This is a genomic window from Arthrobacter sp. B10-11 (assembly GCF_033142195.1).
Lineage (GTDB): Bacteria > Actinomycetota > Actinomycetes > Actinomycetales > Micrococcaceae > Arthrobacter > Arthrobacter oryzae_C.
The window spans coordinates 1-23616 of record NZ_JAWMTH010000003.1 but is presented as its reverse complement, the minus strand read 5'-3'; the positions used below and the strand labels follow the sequence as shown (position 1 = coordinate 23616).

Annotated in this window: 23 protein-coding genes and 2 pseudogenes; 11 read left to right on the top strand and 14 right to left on the bottom strand. The window is 63.7% G+C overall.

Features of this window, described 5'->3' with window-relative positions; translation table 11 throughout:
• Positions 1-60: 60 nt before the first annotated feature.
• On the top strand, positions 61-792 hold the full coding sequence (locus tag RW112_RS10000; RefSeq protein WP_317781625.1) for a GntR family transcriptional regulator: 732 nt from the start codon (positions 61-63) through the stop codon (positions 790-792).
• A 134-nt stretch (positions 793-926) separates the two neighbouring features.
• Here the strand turns inward: RW112_RS10000 and RW112_RS09995 are convergent, their stop codons facing one another.
• On the bottom strand, positions 927-1550 hold the full coding sequence (locus RW112_RS09995; protein ID WP_317781624.1) for a hypothetical protein: 624 nt from the start codon (positions 1548-1550) through the stop codon (positions 927-929).
• A gap of 367 nt (positions 1551-1917) precedes the next feature.
• On the opposite strand from RW112_RS09995, the gene RW112_RS09990 reads away from it, so the two are divergent.
• From RW112_RS09990 to RW112_RS09980, 3 genes are all read left to right on the top strand, one after another.
• Positions 1918-2916: an NADP-dependent oxidoreductase gene (locus RW112_RS09990; RefSeq protein WP_317781623.1), complete on the top strand. Its 999-nt coding sequence runs from the start codon at positions 1918-1920 to the stop codon at positions 2914-2916.
• A 46-nt stretch (positions 2917-2962) separates the two neighbouring features.
• Positions 2963-3829, top strand: coding sequence for an alpha/beta hydrolase (locus RW112_RS09985; protein ID WP_317781622.1), 867 nt, complete (start codon positions 2963-2965; stop codon positions 3827-3829).
• Positions 3830-3963: 134 nt separating this feature from the next.
• Complete coding sequence (locus RW112_RS09980; RefSeq protein WP_317781621.1) at positions 3964-4581, top strand: TetR/AcrR family transcriptional regulator; 618 nt, start codon at positions 3964-3966, stop codon at positions 4579-4581.
• Between the two features lie 136 nt (positions 4582-4717).
• Here the strand turns inward: RW112_RS09980 and RW112_RS09975 are convergent, their stop codons facing one another.
• Positions 4718-6133 (bottom strand): ferredoxin reductase, encoded by a 1416-nt coding sequence (locus RW112_RS09975; protein WP_317781620.1) that lies wholly within the window; start codon positions 6131-6133, stop codon positions 4718-4720.
• Positions 6130-7431 (bottom strand): aromatic ring-hydroxylating dioxygenase subunit alpha, encoded by a 1302-nt coding sequence (locus RW112_RS09970; RefSeq protein ID WP_317781619.1) that lies wholly within the window; start codon positions 7429-7431, stop codon positions 6130-6132. The genes RW112_RS09975 and RW112_RS09970 overlap by 4 nt, the downstream gene beginning before the upstream one ends.
• Positions 7432-7586: 155 nt before the next feature.
• On the opposite strand from RW112_RS09970, the gene RW112_RS09965 reads away from it, so the two are divergent.
• Positions 7587-8519 (top strand): LysR family transcriptional regulator, encoded by a 933-nt coding sequence (locus RW112_RS09965; protein WP_317781618.1) that lies wholly within the window; start codon positions 7587-7589, stop codon positions 8517-8519.
• 45 nt (positions 8520-8564) lie between these two features.
• On the opposite strand, the pseudogene RW112_RS09960 reads toward RW112_RS09965, so the two are convergent.
• Positions 8565-8989 (bottom strand): annotated as a pseudogene (locus tag RW112_RS09960) (SDR family oxidoreductase).
• Here RW112_RS09960 and RW112_RS09955 point away from each other — a divergent pair.
• Positions 8928-9116 (top strand): hypothetical protein, encoded by a 189-nt coding sequence (locus RW112_RS09955; RefSeq protein WP_317782207.1) that lies wholly within the window; start codon positions 8928-8930, stop codon positions 9114-9116. The pseudogene RW112_RS09960 and the gene RW112_RS09955 overlap by 62 nt on opposite strands.
• A gap of 18 nt (positions 9117-9134) precedes the next feature.
• Here the strand turns inward: RW112_RS09955 and RW112_RS09950 are convergent.
• Positions 9135-9358: pseudogene (locus RW112_RS09950) on the bottom strand (4-hydroxyphenyl-beta-ketoacyl-CoA hydrolase); the annotation flags it as partial.
• A 231-nt stretch (positions 9359-9589) separates the two neighbouring features.
• On the bottom strand, positions 9590-10117 hold the full coding sequence (locus RW112_RS09945) for a hypothetical protein (protein ID WP_305940865.1): 528 nt from the start codon (positions 10115-10117) through the stop codon (positions 9590-9592).
• 855 nt (positions 10118-10972) lie between these two features.
• On the opposite strand from RW112_RS09945, the gene RW112_RS09940 reads away from it, so the two are divergent.
• Genes RW112_RS09940 through RW112_RS09930 form a run of 3 tightly spaced genes read left to right on the top strand, consistent with a single transcriptional unit; the run spans position 10973 to position 13011 of the window.
• Positions 10973-11665 carry a histidine phosphatase family protein gene (locus RW112_RS09940; RefSeq protein ID WP_317781617.1) on the top strand — a complete coding sequence of 231 codons (693 nt, stop codon included), beginning with the start codon at positions 10973-10975 and terminating at the stop codon, positions 11663-11665.
• A gap of 24 nt (positions 11666-11689) precedes the next feature.
• Positions 11690-12244 (top strand): DUF3090 domain-containing protein, encoded by a 555-nt coding sequence (locus tag RW112_RS09935; protein ID WP_317781616.1) that lies wholly within the window; start codon positions 11690-11692, stop codon positions 12242-12244.
• Positions 12244-13011, top strand: a complete 768-nt coding sequence (locus tag RW112_RS09930; protein ID WP_317781615.1) for an SCO1664 family protein — start codon at positions 12244-12246, stop codon at positions 13009-13011. The genes RW112_RS09935 and RW112_RS09930 overlap by 1 nt, the downstream gene beginning before the upstream one ends.
• 266 nt (positions 13012-13277) lie before the next feature.
• Here RW112_RS09930 and RW112_RS09925 read toward each other — a convergent pair whose 3' ends face one another.
• The 5 genes from RW112_RS09925 to RW112_RS09905 all read right to left on the bottom strand — a co-directional run bounded on the left by RW112_RS09925 (position 13278) and on the right by RW112_RS09905 (position 18253).
• A complete protein-coding gene (locus tag RW112_RS09925) occupies positions 13278-14072 on the bottom strand; it encodes a hypothetical protein (protein WP_317781614.1) in 795 nt (264 codons plus the stop codon).
• A 395-nt stretch (positions 14073-14467) separates the two neighbouring features.
• On the bottom strand, positions 14468-15298 hold the full coding sequence (gene phnE, locus RW112_RS09920; protein ID WP_317781613.1) for a phosphonate ABC transporter, permease protein PhnE: 831 nt from the start codon (positions 15296-15298) through the stop codon (positions 14468-14470).
• Positions 15295-16059 carry a phosphonate ABC transporter ATP-binding protein gene (locus RW112_RS09915; protein WP_317781612.1) on the bottom strand — a complete coding sequence of 255 codons (765 nt, stop codon included), beginning with the start codon at positions 16057-16059 and terminating at the stop codon, positions 15295-15297. Before RW112_RS09915 ends, phnE begins: the two co-directional genes overlap by 4 nt.
• A complete protein-coding gene (gene phnD / locus RW112_RS09910; RefSeq protein WP_317781611.1) occupies positions 16059-16973 on the bottom strand; it encodes a phosphate/phosphite/phosphonate ABC transporter substrate-binding protein in 915 nt (304 codons plus the stop codon). Before phnD ends, RW112_RS09915 begins: the two co-directional genes overlap by 1 nt.
• A 53-nt stretch (positions 16974-17026) precedes the next feature.
• Positions 17027-18253 (bottom strand): TIGR03364 family FAD-dependent oxidoreductase, encoded by a 1227-nt coding sequence (locus RW112_RS09905; protein ID WP_317781610.1) that lies wholly within the window; start codon positions 18251-18253, stop codon positions 17027-17029.
• 163 nt (positions 18254-18416) lie between these two features.
• On the opposite strand from RW112_RS09905, the gene RW112_RS09900 reads away from it, so the two are divergent.
• Both RW112_RS09900 and RW112_RS09895 read left to right on the top strand, forming a co-directional pair.
• Entirely contained in the window at positions 18417-19193 is a 777-nt protein-coding gene (locus RW112_RS09900; protein WP_317781609.1) for a GntR family transcriptional regulator, read from the top strand.
• The gene (locus RW112_RS09895) at positions 19186-19917 is read left to right on the top strand and encodes a phosphonatase-like hydrolase (RefSeq protein WP_317781608.1); all 732 of its coding nucleotides are present in this window, start codon (positions 19186-19188) and stop codon (positions 19915-19917) included. Before RW112_RS09900 ends, RW112_RS09895 begins: the two co-directional genes overlap by 8 nt.
• A gap of 685 nt (positions 19918-20602) precedes the next feature.
• On the opposite strand, the gene RW112_RS09890 is transcribed toward RW112_RS09895, so the two are convergent.
• From RW112_RS09890 to RW112_RS09880, 3 genes are all read right to left on the bottom strand, one after another.
• A complete protein-coding gene (locus RW112_RS09890; protein WP_317782176.1) occupies positions 20603-20875 on the bottom strand; it encodes a hypothetical protein in 273 nt (90 codons plus the stop codon).
• Positions 20876-20894: 19 nt separating this feature from the next.
• Positions 20895-21515 carry a prolipoprotein diacylglyceryl transferase family protein gene (locus RW112_RS09885; RefSeq protein WP_317781607.1) on the bottom strand — a complete coding sequence of 207 codons (621 nt, stop codon included), beginning with the start codon at positions 21513-21515 and terminating at the stop codon, positions 20895-20897.
• 1150 nt (positions 21516-22665) lie between these two features.
• Positions 22666-23379 carry a 4a-hydroxytetrahydrobiopterin dehydratase gene (locus tag RW112_RS09880; protein ID WP_317781606.1) on the bottom strand — a complete coding sequence of 238 codons (714 nt, stop codon included), beginning with the start codon at positions 23377-23379 and terminating at the stop codon, positions 22666-22668.
• Positions 23380-23616 lie beyond the last annotated feature (237 nt).

Sequence of the window (23616 nt, the reverse complement as noted above, 5' to 3'; positions counted from 1 at the left end):
CGTTGCTACTACCATACAAGCACTACCATTCTAGTGTGTCAAGAGTCTTATACTGGAGCCATGGCAACCGAAAAAAGCGGCAAGGGACAGCAGCCCCGACTGTCCGTGAGGGATCAGACCCTGGAAACGCTTCGGCGTCGCATCATTTCCCTGCAACTTCCCCCTGGTGAGCCGCTCTCAGAGAACGAACTTGCACAAGAAATGGGCGTGAGCCGCACGCCCGTGCGCGAAAGTCTGATACTGCTCCGCGAAGAAGGCCTGGTCCAGGTCTTCCCGCAGATCGGTTCCTTCGTTTCCCTGGTGGACCTGGCGCGCGTCTCGGAGGCCCAGTTCGTCCGTGAAGCCATTGAATGCGCGTCCCTGCGGGACGTTGCCGCGGACACGGCGGGCCTCGCCGGACTGCGGGAGATGCTGCAAAGCCAGGCGGCGGCCGACGCCAATGGTGATGTGGAGGAGTTCTTCCGCCTCGACGAGGACTTCCACCGCGAACTCCTGCGGCTGGCCGGCCATGAGTCGGCATGGGCTGCGGTCAACTCCGCCAAGGCGCACCTGGACCGCGCCCGGCGCCTAAGCCTTCGCGACACCAGGCCGGTGGCCACGCTGATCAAGCAGCACACGGCGGTGGTGGACGCACTGGAGGCCGGCAACCTCGCCGACGCCGACAGCAGCCTTCGCCTCCACCTGCGGGGCGTCTTCGAGGACGTCCAGCGCATCCAGGAATCAACCCCGGAACTGTTTTCCGATGGCGCCGCACCACGCGCCAGCCGCCGGAGCGTCGCCCGCCTGACGTAGTCTCACATTGAAGCTGCTCGGGTCATACAGGTGTGCCGTCAGGCCTCCGGCAACCTTCTTGTGTTCGGCGCACAAGGCATCATTGCGCCGGGGGCCAGGAGAGCGGGGACTGTCATGAGCAGGGCCACGGAAGCCTAGAGCGGTCCATAACCTGCATTGCCATAGGGGTCACGCCAAGTGGCCAGATCCTCTTCGACCGCCTGGCGGAGAACACCGTTCTCCTGCACCCTTCGTCGGAAGGACTGCCTGGCCCGGCCCATTACTGCCGACGGGACCGCAATGCAGGCCCCCAGGAGAGCCACAATGAGCAGGTACGCACCAATCAGCGAAACGCTTGTGCCGCGTTCGGCGGCCGTTGGTGCGGCCATGGCCATGGCCGCACCAACGAGGCCGGCCAGTACGGCCACCATGGTGATGCCGCCGCGGGCGTTACCGGGGCCTCGGGTGATAAGCAGCTTGTCAGTATTGGGAAGCCTGCCACGAACCCGCTTCCACGAGGTCAGGCCAAGCACCAGGAGGGCGGTACCCAGTGGGCCGAGCACCAACACCGGGGCAGGGTTTCCTGACATGGCTGAGAAGAACGCACCCGCCAAAGCCAGGACGGGTCCGCCGGCGATCGCACTGCTCCAGCCTGCCGCCAGGGTCCCTTGAGTATCGGCTAATTCCCGCAACCGGGAAGGGGCGGTCTGCGGGCTGATGCGGGCTAGTTCCGGGGATAGCCAGTAATCGAGGGGACCGCTCACTTTGTTCTTGGGCACTGTTCTCTTTCGGGTCCGGCCGCTGCAGGGATGGTTTCGTTCAGGATCCGTGATCCCACTAGTGTGCAGTCACCTCCGCACGAGCTCAAGTCACGACTTCGGGGGCATAGCAGTCGATGAAGTGTTCGATGAGAGGTTCGTGGTCCCCTGAGCGGACCACGACGGAGAGCTCGGTGACCAGGGCAGCGCGCATTGACAAAAATCTGAGCATAGTCATAATTGATTACAGTCAACAAAAATCAGAGCCAACCGGGAGTTCCCTTATGGACAACGCACCTAAGCGCGACCGGAGGGCTCTCCCCGATATCGCTGCGCCGATAGCAGCACCCACTCAACCAATATCCCACCCAAGAAGGAGCATCACGGCATGCGGGCGTTCGTCGTTACCAAGTACAGGGAGCCGCTGCGCGAAGCGGATGTCGCTGAGCCAGTCGTCGGGGACCGGGATGTCTTAGTGCGGGTGGAGGCGGCGGGCTTGAACCAGTTGGACGAGAAGATCCGGCTTGGTGAGTTTAAGCAGGTCCTCCCCTACAAGCTCCGGCTGATCCTCGGCCATGACCTCGCCGGTACCGTTATCCGCACCGGGTCTAAGGTGCGGGGGTTCAAGCCCGGTGACCAGGTCTACGCCCGCCCCGCCACGGACCGCATTGGCACGTTTGCCGAGCGCATCGCCGTCGCCGAGGAAGACTTGGCACTGAAGCCCGCGACGGCCAGCATGGAGGAGGCAGGCTCGCTGCCACTCGTTGCACTTACGGCCTGGCAGGCACTCGTCGAGCAGGGAAACGTGCAGCCGGGGCAGAAGGTTCTCATTCACGCCGGCGCGGGCGGGGTCGGTTCGATCGCCATCCAGCTCGCCAAGCACCTCGGCGCGACCGTTGCAACCACCGCGAGCAGGTCCAACGCCGACTTCGCGCGTGACCTCGGAGCAGACATCGTGGTCGACTACCGCACCCAGGACTTCGAGCAACTCCTGACCGGATACGACCTTGTGCTGGACAGCCTCGGCGGGGAGAACCTTGAGAAGTCACTGCGCATCCTCAAACCCGGTGGCAAGGCGATCGGGATCTCCGGGCCGCCGGACCCGGCATTCGCACGCAAAGCCGGCCTGAACCCGGTGCTGCGCCTGGCGATCACCGTGCTCAGCAGCAAGGTCCGGCGGCAGGCCAGGAAGCTCGGCGTCAGCTATGAATTCCTCTTCATGCGTGCCAGTGGCGACCAGTTGCGCCAGATCAGCGCCCTGGTGGACGACGGCGTGCTGCGTCCGGTCGTCGGCCAGGTCTTCAACTTCGACGACACCCCGCAGGCGCTGCAATCCCTCGGCAAGGGCGGAATCCGCGGCAAAGCCGTGGTCACCCTCGCCGGCTGACCCGCCGTCGGCCTTCACTCAGCTGACTATCTAGGAGAAAACCGTCATGGACAATACCGACACCCCGCACGACTCCGTCATCACCTCCTACGCGAAAGCACCTACCAAAACCGTTACCGCAGATGGCACCACCTATGCTTACCGGGTCTTAGGACCAAAGGGCGGTATTCCCGTCGTATTCTTCGTGCACCTTGCGGCAACGATGGATAACTGGGATCCACGCATCATCGACCCCATTGCCCAGAACCGCCACGTCATCACCTTCGACCAGCCTGGTGTTGGCGCATCCAGCGGGCGGGTTCCGCACAGCATCGAGGCAATGGCCGACGACGCCTACAACTTCATCACGTCGCTTGGCTTCGACAAGATCGACGTCTTCTCCTTCTCGATGGGTGGCATGATCGCCCAGGACCTGGCCCTCAAGCATCCCGGCCTCGTCCGCAGGCTCGTGCTGGCGGGAACGGGCCCGCGGGGAGGCAAGGACATGGACAAGGTGGTCGCCACCACCTACTGGGACATACTCCGCGCCACCCTGACACGGTCGGACCCCAAAGAGTTCCTGTTCTTCAACCGCAACGTCACCGGCAAGCCTGCCGCGAAGTCCTTCATCAAGCGCCTCCACGAACGCACGGTGGACCGTGACAAGCCGATCCGCACCAGTGCATTCCAGACGCAGCTAAAGGCAATCCAGAAGTTCGGGCGCTCGGCACCGTCGGACCTGTCCACGCTCACGCATCCCACCCTTATCGCCAATGGCGACAACGACCGCATGGTGCCTTCCGTCCTCTCTGCGGACCTGCACCGGCGCATCAAGGGATCCGAACTGATCATCTATCCCGACTCAGGTCACGGCGGCATCTTCCAGCATCATGACAAGTTCGCCCGTGCCGCCGTCGAATTCCTCGCCAACTGACCCAGGCTCAGAGACCAAGGCTATCGAGGGCGCCTCACCGCGCAATTGAACGTGCAGCACTTCACCTGACTCGCGCGGCCGGTCCCCCTATACTCATAATTGAGTCCAGTCAGTTTGAATCCGGAGGAGTCCTCATGCCTGTCGCTTCCCAGCCTCTCGGACGGCGCGAGCGGAACAAGCAGCAGAAGCTGGACCGGATCGCTGCGGCAGCCAGTGAGCTGTTCGCAGAACACGGGGTCGAAGATGTGACCACGCAGCAGATCGCTGATAAGGCCGACATTGGCACCGGAACCCTGTTCCTCTACGCAAAGACCAAGGGAGAACTCCTTCTGCTCGTGCAGAACGCCCACTACGCCGAAGCGCTCAAGCGGGGCCGGGCAGATGCTGAAACCATCCCTGATGCACTGGATGCGGTAATGGCCATCGTGCAGCCGATCGTGGAGTGCAACCGCGTCCAGGTCCACAATGGCCGCACTTACCTGCGGGAGATGGTCTTCGGTGACCCGACGGAGCCACGCCACAGTGAAGCCCTCCGCATCGTCGCGCAGACTGAGGAGGCCATCGCAGACGTCTTGGGCCGCAATGGACCGGTCAGCGCCGGTGATGCCGCAACCACCGCACGCATCGTCTCGGCAATCATGTTCCTCAGCATGGCAGGGAGCTCGGATCCCGCTATTAGCGTCGAGGACATTGTGCAGGACATCAGGACCCAGATCCGCCTGCTCCTGACCGCTGACGCAGGAACTTCCTGATCTATTAGTCCTTCAGTCCGCATCGGATTGTTTGCGTCGTAGTGGACCATCGTGTTTGTTCGGCTGCCTCCCAGGACGGCCCCGGCTGTAGCCCGAAGCTGTTCAGAAGTTTTTCGGCCAGAGCATCTGGAAGCTGCTAGGCATCGATCACCATGTCGGTCCGCGCGGTGGAGCAGCAGGGCAGGAACTTGCCTGCATCGATTTCCCGTGCCCGGATCCCACCCTGGTGGTTCATCTCCACCTCCCCGGAAAGCTTGACCACCTTGCAGGAGCCGCACATGCCTTCCTTGCAGTTCGCGCCGATCCTGACGCCCGCGCGCTGGGCCGGGCCAAGGATGTGCTCGGTGGGGTCGATGCGCACATTGATGCCGGTGCGCATGAAGGACAGGGTGAGGCTTCCCGTTCCCACTGTGTCGAAGCTCGAAGCATCAGGGGCCGCGGCCTCCGCTCCCACATCCGAACCGCCGTCGGAGGCCCCGGAATCGGGCGCGTTCGGATCGACGGTTTCCAGCGGCAACCCCGCGGCTTTCAGGGGCCCCTCCGCGTCGTAGCCGGGCTCGTAAAGCCCGAACGCTGTGGGCTGGCTTTCGTAGTAGTCCTCGGCGGAATCCGCGATTTCTTCGGCGATTTCCTCGGCGATGTCCACTGCAAGCGCGAGCTCCGCCTCGTATTCAAGGATCGTCTGGCGATCACCCGTAAAGAATTCCATGTGGATGGACGTGTCGTCGACGCCCACCTTCCCGAGGAGCTCGGTGGCGGTGTTCAGGTAGCCCTCGGGGCCGCAGGCGTAGACCTGGCGGCCGTTGGCATCCGGGGCCACCTCCTCCAGCATGGCCGCCGTCAGCCTTCCACTCAGCCCTTCCCAGCCCTCGGGTATGCTGCGGTCGCCCAGCGAGTAGAAGACCTTGATGCGTGAATCCACGGACGCGATGTAGGCCAGTTCCTTGTGGAAGGCAAAGCCTCCCGCCTCCGCTCCGTGGTAAAGCACCACCACATCGGCCTGTCCGGGCAGGGAGTGGATGGTCCGCACCATCGACATGATGGGGGTGATGCCCGCACCGGCGGCCAGCAGGAGGTACCGAGCCCGCCGATCGGCGTCGGGCAGGTGGAATGCCCCCACCGGTCCGAGCATCTCAAGGACGGTGCCCGGTTTGATGTTCTCGTGCACCCACGGTGAGACCAGACCAGTGGGATCACGTTTGACTGTGATGTCGAAGGTCCACGGTTTGGTGGGTGCGCTGGACAGCGAGTAGCTGCGGTCCAGCGGATCATGGTCCTCGCCGTTCACGGGGAAGGCAACGTTGACGTATTGGCCGGCACGGAACGCCAGGGGCGCACCGTCGGAGCGACGGAACACGAAGGTCATCATGCCGCCCACTTCGGGAACAATCTCGACACATTCGGCCATGAACTCCTGCGGATGCCAGGGACCCAGCGCACGGGCAGCGCTGGCGGGTCCCTCGGTGCTGCCCATCACCCTGTTCCACGGCATCTCAAGACCGCGAATGCGATGTGGTTCCTGGACTACGGTCTCAGTGAGGAGTTCAGTCATGCCAAGTGCTCCTGGACGCGCTGCACGTACCAGTTGATGAACGCCTCCACCTGGTATTCGCTCTTCATGTAAGGGCCGGGCTCGTAGGCGGGGCTGCCGGCGCCCGTCTGGCACAGCTCCACGAACGCCTTGTCCTGCAGATTGGTCTGCTTCCAGGTGTAGGTGAGTTTGTCCAGGTCGTAGTCGACGCCTTCCTCGGCGTCGTCAGCTACCAGCCAGGTAGTGCGTACCAAGGACTGGTGTTCGTTGATGGGGAAAACGCCGAACGTGATGACATGGTCCCCCAGGAAGTGGAACCAGCTGTTGGGCTGCAGGTGCATCGAGCAGCGGCCAAGACGGAAGTCCCGCAAGTCACCGAGCAGCTTCTTGGACAGCCTGCGCCCATCGGGCGAGAACGATTCACCGTCGCCGTCGAGCGACTCCCGCGAGATGCGGATTCCCGCTATGCGGGTGTCGAGCTCCTCCACCACCTCGTAGGGAAGTCCATAGCGGCGGCAACGCTCCTCGAGCGAGGACTGGGCTTGCTTGTTGCGGTCCCACACTTCCTCAAGGTGGGCCGGAATCAGGCCCTCCGTCAGGCCCCAGGTGGGGAAGAGCGAACAGGCGAGCTCCGGGTGGCCGTCGCAGTGGTAGCACTCACGGTTGTTCTCCATGACGAGCTTCCAGTTGCCCTCCTCCACGATGTTCTGCTGGTAGGCGATTTTCGTCTTCGACAGATCGTGGGGCGCGAGGTAAGGCTCGAAGATCTTGGCGGTTTCGTCAAAATCCGCCGGCGGTTCGTCCGCAATGCAGACGAAGATGAGTCCGGCAACCACGCGGCTGTGGGCGCGCTTGAGGCCGAAGCACCCCTTGTCGAACTTCGTCTCCCCCGGTGCAGAGGCGTGGATCAGATTGCCCTCCGGGGAGTATGTCCACGAGTGGTAGCCGCAGACCAGGTTTCCTGTTGACCCGGCGGGCTCAGTCAGGACGCGGGCGCCGCGGTGGCGGCATACGTTGTGCAGGACGTTCACGCCGCCGTCGTCATTGCGCAGCACGATCAGGGAGTAGGGCCCATAGTCGACGGTGACGTAGTCGCCCGGCTCCGGGAGTTCGGCGATGCTGGCGGCAAAAATCCAGTGCTGGCCAAAGATGGCTTCCATGTCGATCTTGAAAATCGTGGCATCGGTGTAGAAAGGCGCGTCGAGGGAATATCCCTTGCGCCGGAACTCGAACAGCTCGCTGATCTCCGCCAGCTGCTCTGCAGGCAAAGATGAAGCGAGTTTTCCGCGTGAGTTGAGGGGCAAGACTGGAGCAGACATGTGTTTCCTCCCGGGAGGCCTGGGTAAGTATGCGTTTCGTGACCACGGGTGCGTGGTGCAACCGCATTGTCGAAATCCTTGTAGTCATGAGATTAGGGACGATTGAACTGCAACAAAAGCGCAAGATTTAGAAGATAACCGTGCATAATAGGTGCATGATTGACCCAAGGCTCATCACACTTCGGGTGTTCGCCCGGTGTGGCACCATTGGCGCAACTGCGGAGCTGACAGGTTATTCTCCTTCCGCAGTCTCCGCGCAGTTGCGGGAGCTCCAGCGGGTACTTGGAATGCAGCTGTTGACGAAGGACGGCCGGGGTGTGCGGCTGACCGCCACGGGCCGCTTTCTTGTGGCGGGCTCGGACACCATCATTGCCGAATGGGAGAGCCTGCGCGCCGCAGCCATGGAGGCCGGCGACCAGGTGCAATCCCATTTTGGCCTCGGCGGATTCTCCACGGCAGCCGCACAGTTGCTCGCGCCGCTGGCCGCTACCCTGCGCTCAACACGCCCCCTGCTGGATGTGCAAGTACTCGAGGCCAACCCGGACCGTTGCTTTGACTTGTTGGTTGCCGAGCGAATCGACCTCGCGGTCATCGTCGCCATGCAGTCCGACACCTACGTTGAGGACGATCCGCGCTTCGAGCAGACCGTTCTGCTTGACGATCCCCTGGACGTGATCATTCCGGCTGACCATCCGTTGGCATCGCGGGAAACGGTGACGCTCGAAGAGCTGGCATCGGAACCCTGGATCACCGAGGCCGCCGGCTCCACCTACCATTCCCTATTCACCGCGGCGTTCACGGCAGTCGGAGTGACACCGCGGATTGCCCACGAGGCAGTTGAATGGGAAACCCAGATCGCCTTCGTTGGTGCGGGACTGGGCGTGGGCCTGCTGCCGCGACTGGCGCCCCTGCGTGGAGCCGAAAACGTGGTTCGGCTGCGCATTACTGGCAAGGGGAAACCCGCGCGCCGCATTGTCGCTGCGGTGCGCAGCGGCAGCATCGCATCGCCGCTGATCCAGGAGTCGCTCGGCATCCTTCAGGTCAGGGCCAACCGGATCCTCACTGCCCGACCCGAAGACGATCTCTGAAACCGCTTGGAAAAGGGATTCGTTGGGAGCTGTCTGGGTGCGCATTCAGACTGCACACTTTGAGTCGCCGTCGATGGGGAACATCTGGCCGGAGATGGTGCGGGCGTGCGGCCCGGCGAGGAACAGGATCAGTGCGGCAATGTCATCAGAGTTGATGAACTTCTTCACGGACTGGTTGTCCATGGCGGAGTCAATTTCCTCCTGGAGGGTGCGCCCGGAGACGGAGGCGCGGCCTTCGAAGACGCTCATGATGCGCGGGCCGTCCACAGCTCCCGGATGGATCGTGTTCGAGGTGATGCCGAAGGGCCCAGTTCCGTGGCGAGGGTCCTGGCAAAGCCGACCAGTCCCCACTTGGTGGTGGAGTACGCAACACGGTTCGGGTACCCGAAGCGGCCGGCCAGGGAGGACATGGTCACAATAGAGGCTGCGTCGGATTCCTTCAGCAGCGAAATGGCCCGCTGGGTGCCCACGAACGGCGGCGAAAGCCCCGGCGTCGTATTCCTCCACCGGGGCGTTGGGGCCGGCGATGCCGGCATTGTTGACCAGCACATCCAGCCCGCCGACTTCCTTGACGACATCAGCGAACAGGGCGCCTAGTCGGTGGTTGGGTCAGGCTCAGGCTACGCCCAGGCCAAGCAACCTGATCGCGTTTTCACGCATGATGAGGGGCTGCACTTCAGGCTTGATGGCCAGTTTTTCGAAGTCGGCGATCCAGCGGTCCGCGGGAAGTACTTCGGGGACCAACCGGAAAGGTCGATGCAGACGTTGGTGTGGCGCGCCGCAACCGCGAGCGCCTCATCCTGCCAGGGAAACGACGGGTGGGCCATGATGATGTTCAAACGACGCGATTACCGGGCCCCTGAGTTCGGGCTGCCCCGGCTCACTGCCGTTGGTTTGTCGCGCAACCTGGTCCCATTTGCGAAGCTGCCGTATGGCGAAGTGCCATGCGGAGACGAGAAGGGTGACGGTCAACTCTTCATCGACGGGCGGCCACCCGGCCCAGCCGTCCTTTAACGCTCATGCTCACCTCGAGCGGGATGTCGGAGTCTGCAGGCGAGCCACCAGGCACGTCAGGCCCCTCCGCTGATCTGGCCGTTGCGTCGGTCTTCGTTCCGGAGTTTCACCGAATACGGGAAGTAATCCAGGGTCAACTGGATGCGGGGATCAGGGTGGGTGAGGAACCATTCGTAGGCGTGGTCATCGGCCGCCTCCCACCAGGGCTTGGGGAGGCCTTTGAGTTTCCGGGCCTTCCTCCCCCGCCATTCTTCGGTGACGTTGAAGTATCCCTGGAGGACTCCGAGTCCGAAGAGGGCGGCGAAGAAAAGCATGACCAACGCCATGAGCGGCATCTTGAACAGCACAAGGAGCCCGAAGATGACACAGGCAAGGGTGGCCGGGAGAAAGATCAGGACGGTTCCCAGGAGGCTGAAGTAGAAGGAGCGAATCACGTGCTGGTCGCCGCCGCCGGAGCTTGCACCGATGCCCCATTCTTCCTTCGTGTAGGCGTAGACGGTTTTACCTGTTTTGGCGTACCCGTAGTAGTACGGACGGTTCACTGCCCGCAGGAAGTGCGCGTCGGCAGCCTTCTTTTCCCCCACGACATCAACCGTATCGGATGTCTTGGTGTGGATAACTTTCCGTCTGGCACCCCTTGATGTTGCCATCGTTGTATCTGAGTTGCTTTCGAAGCGAACGAGATGACCATTGGGAGGAGCAAACATGTCTTTCACGCGATCACCAAACACAGGACACTTCAGTGGCAATAGTCCAGGTTCTCAGGCGGTACGCCTGCTGAAATATGAATGGGCACCGCTGGAGCGATCATGGTTGATCGTTCCGGGCCGGGCCTGTTGTGCCGGCCGGATTCTTGGCGGTTACGGGTCACTCCTGAGCCTTTGCCCAGTAACTGAAGGATCTGCTGCTCCCTGGCTGTCAGCGCATAGTCCTCTACGCGGCTTATCTGCATAGGTTTGCCCTGTCCGCCGAATGCCGCCTCAAGGAGGCGGAGCATTGCTGATCCACATCAGTCGCCATGGGATCCATGGTGTCGCTCATGATTAGTCCTCCCCGCCGGGCAACGCCCGGCGTGTCAGGCCAAACCTGGATCCGCCGTTATGCAGACTGTCCCTGGGCGCACAGCGCGGGGCTGGTGTGGTCCATCACAATTAATGGCACACGACCCGCTCTGAGAGGGCGGGAACTACTGGATCCGTCGCGGCGCGGGTACAGGACGTCCTCCATGCGGGGGCGACTTCGGCCGGGGGTTCTGGCGGTGCCGGTTCCTCCGGTTTTGCTGCCTCAGCCATGAGCTGTTCAATGCGTCCTGAGTTCGTCTGGGCGGCTTTGTGCGCGTCGGCGTGCCTTGAAAGGTTCCGCCAGTACTCTATGTGCCCGTACGACGCCGGACCCGGTGCGGTTCACACCGACATCGAGCGGGTGGTTAGGCTGGGTGGATGGCGACAGTTATTCTCGTGCGGCACGGCCGCACCACAGCCAATGCCACCGGACTGCTGGCCGGTCGGGCCGTCGGCGTCAGCCTGGACCAGATGGGGCGCGACCAGGCGGCTCTGACCGGCGACCGGCTCGCGGCCGTGCCCTTAGTCGGGGTGGTGTCGAGCCCTCTTGAGCGTTGTCAGCAGACCGCCCAGCTCATCCTCGATCGTCAGGCTGGCTCGCCGTACGCGCCTGTCGATCCCGATCTCACCGAGTGCGATTACGGCCAGTGGCAGGGCCGCACGCTCAGTGATCTCGCGACCGAGGATTTGTGGCCGGTGGTGCAGTCGCAACCGTCCGCCGTCGTGTTTCCCGGTGGTGAATCCATGGCCGCGATGCAGACTCGGTCGGTGGCAGCGATTCGACGCCACGATGCAGCCTTCGAAGCCGAGTACGGGCCAGGGGCCGTGTGGGTGGCGGTGAGTCACGGTGACATCATCAAGTCAATCCTCGCCGACGCGCTCGGCATGCACCTTGACCTGTTCCAGCGTATTATCGTGGGCCCCGCCTCCGTATCGATCGTGCGCTACGGCGCTAGTCGGCCGAGCGTTTACGCGACCAACACCGACGCGGGTGATCTGTCGTGGCTGTCGAACGGCATCCAGTCTGGCGATGCGCCGGTGGGCGGCGGTGCAGGGCAAAAGGCGCCATGAACCTCATGTGCCTAGAATACTGACATGCCTACACGAGTTCACGAGTTTGCCTGGCCTGATCGGGTCGTCGTTGGCACCATTGGCCTTCCGGGGGCGCGCACGTTCTATTTGCAGGTGCGCTCAGGGATTCAGATCGTGAGTATTGCCCTGGAGAAGCAGCAGTCGGCTCTGCTCGCGGAGAAGATCGACGAAATTCTCGACCAGCTCATCACCGTCGAGGGCAACCCCTTCAGCGTTCCCGCGGGTACTCCCATTGAACTTGTCGACAATGACCAGCTTGAGGCCGTTGAGGAGCAGTTTCGCGCCGGTGCCATGAGCTTGGGTTGGGACCCAACCACGGCCCAGGTCGTAGTAGAGGCGTACCCCATCACCGATGTCGATGCTGATGACAACGACGAATCGCTTGATGAGGACGGCGCCAACGAACCCGAAATGCTGCTGGTGCGAATGCCGGTCGGCACCGCCCGCGCATTCGCCAAGCGCACCCGTGAGATCGTGGGGGCCGGGCGTCCGACGTGCTCGCTCTGCGGTTACCCCATAGACGCCGATGGGCACATCTGCACCCTTCCCGAGGTCTGATGCCAGCGCCGGACCTAGTGACCGCCGAGCTGACGCTCACGGGCCGCATCACGACGGCTTCAAACGCTACATTCCTGGGCAGCATCGGCAACGTGGCGGTCGTCTATAAGCCGATGGCAGGCGAAAGTCCGCTGTGGGATTTTCCCCACGGCACCCTGGCTCACCGGGAGGTGGCCGCCTACCTGGTCTCGCAAGTCTTCGGCTGGGACGTCGTGCCGCGCACCTGGCTGCGCGACGGTCCATTAGGTAAAGGAATGGTGCAGCTGTGGCAGGAGTCAGACCCCGACCAGAGCGCAGTGGACCTCGTTGCGGCCGACGACGTACCGGAGACCGGGTGGAAACAAGTCCTTGAGGGTCAGGATGAGAACGGACGGATGGTTGCCCTCGTTCACGAAGACTCACCGGCGCTCAGACGAATGGCGGTGTTCGACATGGTCGTCAACAACGCCGACCGCAAAGGCAACCACATTCTGGCCATGACGAACGGACACCGGCACGGAGTGGACCATGGGCTCACCTTTCACCGTGACCACAAGCTGCGCACGGTGCTGTGGGGATGGATGGGAGACGATCTGACCGCCGAGGAACGCGACGGCGTCGATCGTGTCAGCGAGGGACTTCACGGTGGGCTGGGCCGAAACCTGGCGGGTTTGCTCAGCGCCGAGGAAATCGCGTCGCTCGCCGCGCGCTGCGCCCGATTGCGCTTGGCAGGGCGGTTTCCGGCTCCGAGCGGTGAGACGCCGGCGGTGCCCTGGCCGCTTTTCTAAGGGAATTGCGGCTACGGGCTTCGCAGGCTGTGTTGCGATCTCCTTACGGGACGGATGAACCAGGCACTGCTAACTTGGCCGCTGCGTCGTGATAAGTCGCGAACTTGGCGGATGCGCTGGACCAATTCAGCACTGTCCCGAGGCGGGACTCGAACCGGGTTCCTGCCCCTGAATTTCCGCCACTCCCCCGAAACCACCGCGATCCGGCCCAGTACGCCCCCGGACGACCCGATCCGAAGCCGAGGGTGTGCACATTGTGCCGGTCCTCAGGCAATCAGGTTGAGCGTGAGTTCCACGGCGCCGAGGAAGAGTGCCAGAACAGACGTGCCCAGCCCAGCCACCAGAAGCAAGCCGGGATGGGCCAGACCCACCACAACGCGCCGGAGTTGGGGCGAATGCCGCAGAAATCTCTTGGGCAGCCGGGAATCTTCCGGGCTCTGCCGCCAGCCGCGGAGACGGCGCAGGAACCACGCGCAGCGCACAATAAGCGCCATCCACAACACCGACACAACCAGGGGGACCGCCGCCAGGAGCAGGTTGAACCCCAAGGACGTCACGGCACGCTCCGAGTCCCCGGCCAGTGCCTGGACGGTTGTCGAAATCGAGGCGCTGGCCACCACGGAGAGGCCCCACACCATAAACGCGGCCGTCAGCGCGAGGAACCGGACAAAGAAGTGCGCGAGCACCGATTCTTTTTGGGGCTTGAGGTACTGGCGCGGGGTCGCATGGAGCACGGCCACAGTGCAGGCCAGTGTGGGCAAGGCAGCCATCCCCACCAGCACGTACCAGGTCCAGCCGGCCAGGTCCACGAACTCGTCACCAATGATCAGCAACACCCAGAAACCCGTCCACACCCAGCCTGAATGCAGCGGATTCCGGACCAGCCAGGCAGGCAGCCGCTGAGACAGCGGGACAGCCGACGCGGTAGAGGACCGGGAAACAGGATTCCCCACCGCCCCATCTACGGGCGCAACAGCAGCCGGACCAACGCCGACTGGGCCGTCCGGAAGCGCCCCTGCGCTGGCGTCCGGCGGGTTTTGTTCCCCTCCAGCCATGCTCATGGGCTCACTGTAGCAATGCGGCAGGCGGACCCGCCGTCGTCCGTCCGCGCGATTAAGTATGGCAAAGGGGCAGCGGAGAGTCGCCGGGTATCACTAATGAAATCTTCTTTGGGTCACAGGCGCGTGAACTGAATGCGACTGCTGCCCCGCGGCATCACCCCGCTACTTAATGTATCCGCAGGCCGAAGGCTCCACTTTCCGAGCAGGTCAAGAAACGGGCGTGATGCTGAATTCCTCGGTGTCGGGCAAACGTCTGTCCCCTGTGCGCAACTCGCGGATCCAAAACAGATTGCCCGACCGAAGGATATCCACCACCCGTCCGCGGTGAACGAGTTGGCCCCGGGAGCGCGCCGGGCTCCTGGACCGGAGCCCGTAGGGACCCCTCCCCCACGAGATCAGGCCGCCAGGCGCTGCCTGATCCACGCCGAGAACTGGTCCACCGCGATGATCAGCACCAGCACGATGATGATGTGCGTGAGCATGGCGTCGAACTGGAAGGATTTGATGGCCTGGTTGATGAGGAGTCCGATGCCGCCTGCACCCACCAGCCCCAAAACCAAGGATGACCGGACGTTGACGTCGAAGCGGTACAGCAGCAGCCCCACGAACTGGGGAACCACCATGGGCAGTGTTGCATTAGCCACCTGTTGGATCCGGCTGGCGCCGGCAGTGCGCAGCGCTTCCTGCGGGCCGCCGTCGATCTCCTCCATGGATTCCGCCCACAGCTTGCCCATCACACCCGTGTTGTGGCAGATCAGCGCCAGTACGCCGGCGAAGGGACCCAGGCCCACGGCCGTGACGAAGATCAGAGCGAAAACGATGTCCGGTACTGCCCGGAAGAAGGACAGAACAGATCGTGCTGCCTGGTAGACCAACCGGTGCGGGGTGGTGGTGTCGGCTGCCAGCACGGCCAGCAGCAGCGCGAAGGGCACTGACATGGTGGTGCCCAGCAGCCCGATCCACAGCGTGACCAGTGTCGCGTCAAGACCAGGTTTGACGGTCCGGTCCCAGTCCAGGTCCGGCGGGAAGGCATCGCCGACGAACGCCGCCATGCCCTTCCCGCCGTCCACGAGCAGACCGGGCTGGAAGTCCGTCCCTTCGAAGGCGAAAAGATGGAGGACGACGACGGCGGCAGTGACGCCCGCCGTCGTCACCCATCGTGTGGGCTTCTTTAGCAGCCTGGCGTCCGGGCGGACCGAATTCTCGGTGGGGGCGTCCGGGTTCATGCCGCGAGCCTCCGGTCCGGGGCGTAGAGCTTGTCCAGCTGCTCGGAACTGACATTGCCCGAGGAGAGGTCGAACGCCATGGTTCCGTTGAGCAGGCCGATGGATCGGTCCGCATATCGCAGGGCAAGGTCCGGCTGGTGCAGGACTGCGGCCACGGCCATCTGTTCGCGGTGGGCGAGGTCCCTCAGCAGAGCCATGACCTGTTCGGCGGCGTGTGGATCCAGGGCCGAGACCGGCTCGTCGGCCAGGACGATATCTGCGCGCTGGCACAGGGCGCGGGCAACGGCAACGCGCTGTTGCTGGCCGCCGGACAGCCGTCCCACCCGGTCCAGCGCACGGTCCGCCAGCCCTACCCGGTCCAGGCATTCCAGTGCTTCCTGCCGGATGGCAGCGGGATAGAACAGCGGGGTTAGCGACCGCGTGGTGGGGATTCTGGCCAGGGCGCCGGCGCAGACGTTGTCCAGGGCTGAGCGGCGCGGGACCAGGTGGATCTTCTGGAAGATCATGGCTGTCCGCTGGGTGGCTTGCTGAAGCGCGCGGCCCTGCAGGTCGGCAAGATTCACGCCGTCGATACTGATGGATCCGGCGTCCGGCCGGGAGATGCCCATGACGCAGCGGAGGGTCGTTGATTTACCGGAGCCGTTGGCCCCCAGGAAGGCGACCAGTTCACCTTTCCTGAGGTCGAAATCGACGCCCTGGAGTACGGGTCTGCCGCCAAAAGACTTGCTCAGCCCCGTGACGCTGAGGAGTGGAGTCTGCATCAGAGGTCCTCTTCGGAGAGGTCCATGGTCTTGGCAAGCTCGAACAAGGGCGCATAGGTTTCCTTGGTCACGGGCAGGAGGGGACCGGGAGGTGTCACGTCGAGGAATTCGCCTACTTTAGCGATGTCGGTTGCATCGAGGTCCAGGAAGGCGGCCTTGACTGCTTCCTTGAAGACAGGGTCTGCGTCGCCGCGGACGGTGATGGGATCGTTCGGGATGGGGTCCGAGGTCCAGATCCTGCGGAAGTCCTCCGGGTTGAAGGTCCCGGCGGACTTGGCGGTGGCCAGGGTCTGGGAGTTGATTTCGGCCGCTTCGACTTTGCCGTTCTTGAGGGCGAGAAGGGCCTCGGGGTGGCCGCCCGTGTAGTCCATCTTGAGGTCGGCATCCGCTATGCCCGCTTCACGGAGACCGAAACGGGGAAGTACATCCCCGGACGTGGACCCCACACTGCCCAGGGCCAGGGACTGGCCCCTGAGGCCGGCGATGTCCGTGATCGGGCTGTCTTTCGCCACCCAGATACCGGCTGTGTAGGAGCTGAGTTCCTTCCCCGCGGTGCCGAAGGAGACAAGCGGTTCGGCCCCGGCCTTCTGGCTGGCGAAGACGTACCCCAGCGGGCCGAACTGCCCCAGGTCCAGTTTCCCGTTGCGCATTGCCAGGACCTCGGCGGCGTAATCCTCCACGACCTGGACTTCGACGGGGCAGTCGAGCTTCTTTTCGAGCGCCGCGGCAAGGACGTCGTAGGCCGGTTTGAGTTTGGCGGGGTCTTCATAGGGTTCAATGCCGAACCTTATTTCACCTCCGGGGCAGGTGGCGCTGGCGCTGTCCGCGCCGGAGCGGGCGTTGCCGCCGCAGGCAGTGAGTGCCAGCACAACAGCGATGGCCGCGGCGGGTCCGGTCAAGAGCTTGGTTTTCATGGGATTCCTTGGGATGCGATGGATGGAGCAGTCGGAGGTTCAGCAGGGAGGGTTCAGAAGAGCCGGGCGATGGTCCGGTGTGCCAGCCCGAAAGACAGCGTCATGCCGACGCCGGACGTCACGGAAATCACGGTCACGCCGGGCTGGACTTCTCGCTCCAGTAGCGGCCCGACGTCGCTGGAGGCGTATATGCCCTGCCACCGCTGGACAATGTCCAGCTCCGCGCCGAGTGTCCGGGCGATTTCGTCGTTGAGTATTGCCGTGACCGGTTCGTCGAGGAAGGGGGCGGCAGTGCGGTCGTAGTCGTGGGAGTCCCCGAGGATGAGGCTGCCATCCGGGCGCTGCGTGAACATCACGTTGGCGCCAATGTCCAGCAGCTCGGGGCGCGTCTCCCGTATTTGGGCCCGGAGCGCCGCCGCGGCGGGCATCTCAGTAAATGCCGGGTAGCGGAGCATGGAGGTGGCCGTCAGCACCGCCGGAGCCAAGTCCAGTCCGACCGGCCGCGTGGCGAGCGACATCTGCAGGGAGCAGCGCTCAATCCGGTGCTCGGCGGCCAGTGCGGGGAACAGGTAATCCACATCATGGCCAACACAGACGAGGACCTGCCTGCCGCGGACTTCGCCGCGGGAGGTGCTCACCGTGGCCGTCCCCTTGGCGTCCAGTCCGAACCCAACAGCTGAGGTATTCCACCGGAACTCGACGCCGGGCTGCCGCTCCAGCCAGGACGCCAGCCGAGCCGCCGTGGTCCTAGGGTCAACCCTCAGGTCGTCGCGCAGGAACGCACCGCCCACCAGCCCCGGCCAACTGGGACCGATGGTTCCTCCGTCCGGGGCGGAGGCTCCGCCGTCGGGCATTCCGGTGAGCCGCTCGCGGGTCTCTCCAGCGGACAGCAGCACCACCTGTCCGGGCTCGCGGACGGCCGCGAGTTCGTCCAGGACGGTCATCTCCGCAGCAGTTCGGGCCAGAACCACGGCACCGGACTCGACGGCCCAGAATCCCGCCAGTTCGGCGAACTCGAGCCAGTACTTCCGGGAGACCTGCGCCAGTTCGTAGAGTTCACCGGTTTGCGCAGTAATGCAGCAATGGCCGAAGTTGCGCACTGAGGCGCCCACCGCGCGGTGGTCACGCTCCAGGACGGTGACGGTCAGTCCATTGGCCACGGCGTGGGCTGCGTGGGCCAGGCCGATGATTCCCGCTCCGACGATGACGAGGTCGGCGGGAGCGCCGGGTCTTTCGCCTGTTCCGGAGGGGGGCTTGGTTTCATGCGTTTCGTTCTTCACAACGTAGACACTGGACGTCGCGGAAAGAGGAATCAAGCCAGATCGGCTGTTGTATATACAAGTTTGCTGAGTCTTAACTTGAAGGGTGGTTCATTCACCGCGAATTCACCATTTACAGCTGAAAAGTCGGGAAAACAGTCACGGTAACTTGTATTATCAACTTGTGACTACCCAGCAGAACGCTCCCCTTCACCTTCGACTCAGCGAGGAATTCGCGCGCCGGATCTCGGACGGTTCCTGGCCTCCAGGCTTTCAGCTGCCCAGTGAAGCTGAGCTGTGCCGTGAGTTCGGAACATCCCGGGGACCCATCCGCCAGGCGCTGGCCGCACTCCGCTCCGAAGGAGTTTTGACGGGCGGCCGGGGCCGGTCCCCCATGGTCCGCGCCGCCGTTCCGTCACAATCCTTCTCCACGTTCAACTCCTTCACGGAGTGGGCCGTGGGAATCGGAAAGGTTCCCGGGCAGAGGACCCTGGAAGTAGCCCTCCGGGAACCGGGCATCGAGGCCGCCGAACAGCTCGGCGTGCCTGCCGGAGCGAAGGTGGTGGAGGTGTTGCGGGTCCGCTTCCTCGACGGGACACCGGCCATGATTGAACGGACCACCTTCGTACCGGAAGTGGGCCGGCTGCTTTTTGACTTCGACACGGACTCCGGCTCCATTTTCGCGTTCCTCAAGGCACATGGCGTTGACCTGCACGGCGCCCGACACACTATTGACGCCGTGGCCGCCACTGACGAAGACGCCGAACTGTTGAACCAGGCCCCGGGCACTCCCCTGCTGCGCGAACGCCGGCTCACCTCATCAGCTGACGGGCTACCGCTTGAATACTCCGAAGACTGCTATTTGCCATCCCTGACCAACTTTACGATCGACAACACCGTGGACCGGCGCGCAGCCCTGGTCCGCGTCCACACAGAAAGCGCCAACGGAACCAATGATTAAGCTCGTCGCCTGCGACATGGCAGGAACCACCATCGATGAACACGGCGACGTTTATGTGGCGCTGGCCCGGGCGGTTGAAGAAACCGGCGCCGCCACCACAGCCGAGGCCGTCCAGGAGTGGATGGGCGCAGACAAGGTCGAAGCCATCACCGCACTCATCGAACGGGGCGGCGGAACCCCTGCCCCCGATACCGTCAGGAATGCCTTCGCCCGGTTCAAACAGCTGCTGGCTGATTCCTACGCGGCCAACCCGCCCGTGCCGCTAACCGGCGTCGAGGACGCCATCCGCGAACTGCAGGACCGCGGAATTAAGGTCGCGCTCACCACCGGCTTCTCCCGCGACGTCGCGGAGCCGCTACTGGCGGGGCTGGGCTGGACCGTTGCGGACGACGGCGGCAGCATCCCCGGCGGTAACGGCACCGCCGGGGGCAGCAAGGCCCGCCACGGCATCGTGCTCGATGCCGTGGTCTGCGCCGATGACGTGGCCGCAGGCAGGCCCGCACCGTACATGATCCACCGGACCATGGAACTCACCGGAGTCCAGGATGTCCGCGAAGTGCTGGCCGCCGGGGACACCGCCAATGACCTGCTCGCCGCCACCCGCGCCGGTGTCACGGCGGTGGGCGTGCTGACGGGAAAGCTTAACCGTGCGGCTCTCGCGCAATACCCGCACCAGCACATCCTGGACGGCGTCAGGAATATCCCGGCCATATTGCCCGTCTGATTGCGTCATCTGAGTGCCGCACGGTCCAAACGCCGCAAATTCCTCTGCGCTGCAAGGCAGGAATTCGATCGGCCGTCCTGTTGCGGCCGACAACTCAATGGCAACGTCCTGGAGCGTGAGCAGGCGGGTGAGGCTCCCGGCGACGGAGTCGGAGGTGAACATAACGGTGCGATCCGGGCGGACAACCGCAGCAGCGGCTCGATTGCGGACGAGCCACTGGTGGAGCTCAGATCCGGGGTCCGGCACGACGGGCGCCGCGCCCTTGTGCAGGATCCGTTCGCGCTCCTCACGAGTGATCGCGAGAGCCAGCAGCGCGAAACCGTCTCCGACGACGTCGTCGAATCGGTTGGCGTCCGGGTCCACCGCGGTGGGGGCGTTCGGGCGGAGACGTCCGAGGGCCAAATCTTCGACGACTGGCGCGACCCCAACGGCTTCCTGGCCCCACTCCGGGACTCGCGGGGCACTTGTGACGCTCATGTGTCGCCCCGCCTCCAACGTTGGATCATCAGTGGATGGATGCGGCGGAAGGCTGGTTTGGATGGAGTCGAAAGTGGAGTTGTTCGCGGATCCAAAAGGACTCCCGGGTGGAGGGCCTGTGGGTCCGCGCGCTGGCGGCCCGGCATGGGGTTCATCGAAGAACGGTGCGGCAGGCTCTGGCCGGGAAGAGAACGGTGACGGATTCGTCTCAGACCTCGCCTCTCATCTGCGCGAGGTATCCGACGCAGAGCCCGCCGCCTAGCAGGGTGAAGATTCCCAGGCCCATGAGCAGCCCCGCACCCAACCGGGACGTGCGTGGCCGGACCGCCAGCACAATCGCCACCACCAGATAGATGGCGATGGGTATGAACGCTGCAGGCCCGGCGAGGAAGGTCTTGTACCCTTCATCCGGAGCGATACCCCTTGTTGTCCCAAAATAAAGGGCATAAAGGGCAGGAGCCCCTAACAGGATTCCGAGCATCACGAGGCCGAGCCCTGGTTTAGAGGGCGGCTCCTCTTCTCGGGGCGGTGGCAGTGGGCTCCAGGCTTCTTCGGGGTTGTCGTCGCTCATGCCACTCTTCTTTCCAACTTTGGGCGGAGTGGTTTCCCGAATCCCGCAGCATCCGCCAGAGCAGCAGGGGGAGAGTGTTCAGGAAGAACCATTGGGGACGGCTCATCCCCAGCCAGAGCATCTCGTTGCCCCGGACGAATTCGACGCCGAACCGGAGCAAGGCGTAGAACGCCACGTAGCAGATGAAGAGGTCGCCAGGACCAGGCAGGCGGTCCCGATAGCGCCACCTGAGCGCGAATGCGGCCACATGGAACAGGATCCGCTTACCCAAGTGGACGCCAAGCCACGCTCCCACAAGGCCCGCGAGGATGCTGCGGTCACCGTTTCCCCACCAGTCCGCCAAGGAGACCTGCCGGGAAAAGTCCCACGTGAGCACCCTTGAACCGAGGGCCCCGCAGGCTACCGTGAAACCGGCAACGGGCCACAACCCCGGGTCGGACAGACCATGCCGGCGCTTCTCATGGGCGTAGAACAGCAAGGCTGCGAGGATTCCCAGCCCGAACGCGCCGGCGTGCACCGACACGTCTCCCGCGAAGGGAAGCCAGATCATGAGCAGAGTGTAACAGTGGCCTGCCAGGCTTCCAGGGAACTGTTGCCCCGGCAACCACATATGGACGTGGAGACGCCACGCGGCTTCAGAGATAGAACCCTGAGAGACGGGCACACGGTGAACACGCTGGCGCGGCCGGAGTCTGTTCCTGCAGCCGCATCGCACTTCACCCGAGCCGACGTCTCCGCTTCAGTGGCCCGGTCCCACGAAACATTCAGCATCCATAGGACACGGAAACACACGTCAGTCGCTATCCAACGATTGCCCGTTTCCCAGGTGCGGTGCGGAGGCCATCATTAGAGGTAAGAGCGTTACGATTTGAATCGGAGGCTGCCATGATCCAGGCCCTGCTGTGCAAGCTGAACGTTCGGCACGATTGGCACGTCGAACATGCCGACGACGGGGGCGTGTATAGACGCTGTTCACGATGCGGCAAGGATGACGATAGCGGCGGCGGAGGATCAGGAGGCAACTACAGTGCCTGGATAGGGCCGACGGCAGGAGGGTGAGGCCGGCCGTCCCGCAAGTAGACGGGTGCCCGGGCGGATTGTGGTGTTCTGGCTGGCACACGCTCCTGGCTGTCTGCAGGACAGCGTCCTCCATCTCGGGGACGAGCGGAGGCGCGTCTGTGACGCTCAGTTCCCGGGGCGGCCGCCACGTGGTGAGCGCCGCCACGAATCAAACACATCGTGGGCGAGAACGTCTTCGAGTCCGCGGTTGTGTTTGAGTTCCAGCAACCAGCCCAGCACTACCCAGCGGTGACTCCGTTATCAGATCAACGCACAAATCTGACAGACACACATCGAGTGCCCGGAACGGCCGACTACCTCGTCCACGACGCCAGTGTCGCCAGCGTGACCGTCGCCGTGTTCAGCGGAATGACCGCGGTGATGTCAACCAAACCGGGACCGTCCCCGGAAGAAGAGTCCGGATCCCAAACCTGGACCCTGTCGACGGATCGTACGCCAGCCATAGCTAACCCAAAGACGTTCCCGCTGAACCCGGAACGTACCAAGCACCCACCCCAGACCCCGTTGCGCCTCTGCGCGAGCGTCAGCCACGCCGGGAAGGTCTCGGCCGTGAGCGGCCTATCACGTGCGAAGTCGTCACGCCCACCTCAGGGGTTGTCTCGGGAACGGGTTGAAGAAAGTCAGGAGGTAGATCTCGTCGAGGGGGACTCGGCGACGCATAGGACTCCTGTGTTGCCGTCCTGGTCGGCGATCACGGTGAGCGACGGCGCGCCGCTGTCGTCGACGACAGTCCCGCCCGCGTCAACGGCAGCGGCGATTCGTTGCTCGGCCACTTCGGGCGCCACGTAGACCTCGACGTGGAACCGCTGACTCGGGGCCTCGTGCTCACCGGCGTCCCCAAACCACAGGTTCGGTACACGCCCTGTGGCGTCCCTGATCTCGTCGCTGGGCGACCCGTGACCCTGGGCCTCGGCGTTCCCGGTCAACAGGGCGGCCCACACCGGGGCGATAGTCGCGGAGTGGGCCGTATCGAGACCGAGTTCGATGACGCTGACCGAGGCCGGGTCGGGGTCGACCTCGTGGTCGGCGGCGATCTCGGTGATCCGTCGCGCGAGGTCGACGTCCTGCTGAGTTACCCATTCGACGACGTGTTCGGTGCCCTCGTCGTCGCGGTAGATGGCGTCTGCGCTGACCAACTTGAGATCGACGTACCCTTTGCCGATCGACACGCTCGGGTGGTGTCCAAGCGCATCGCCCGCCTCGCCTACCGCGGTAACGAACCGTGCACCGGTGCCGAAGTCGTCGACCAGGTAGCGGGCGTGGAGTCCCTGGGCCAACTTGCGCCAGTCGGTCAGCCTGGCCTCGGCGACCTCCTCGCCGTTCAGCATGTCCATGTTCGGGACCTCATCTGTGATTTCGTCTCAGCGCTGGAGCTCGTCATCTCTAAGTGCCTCCCGCCCCCTTTGCCAAAGTAAAGCCGATACCGAACGCATCTTCAAGGGAACGCATTGACTCATAGGAAAGGTCCGTGGAGCGGGATACGTTGCCTCACCTGAAAAGGTCCGGGAATGCCGTGGTGCGGACATCCTTGAGGGATGGGTTTGACGATGAGCCAGCGCAAGGCGGTCACG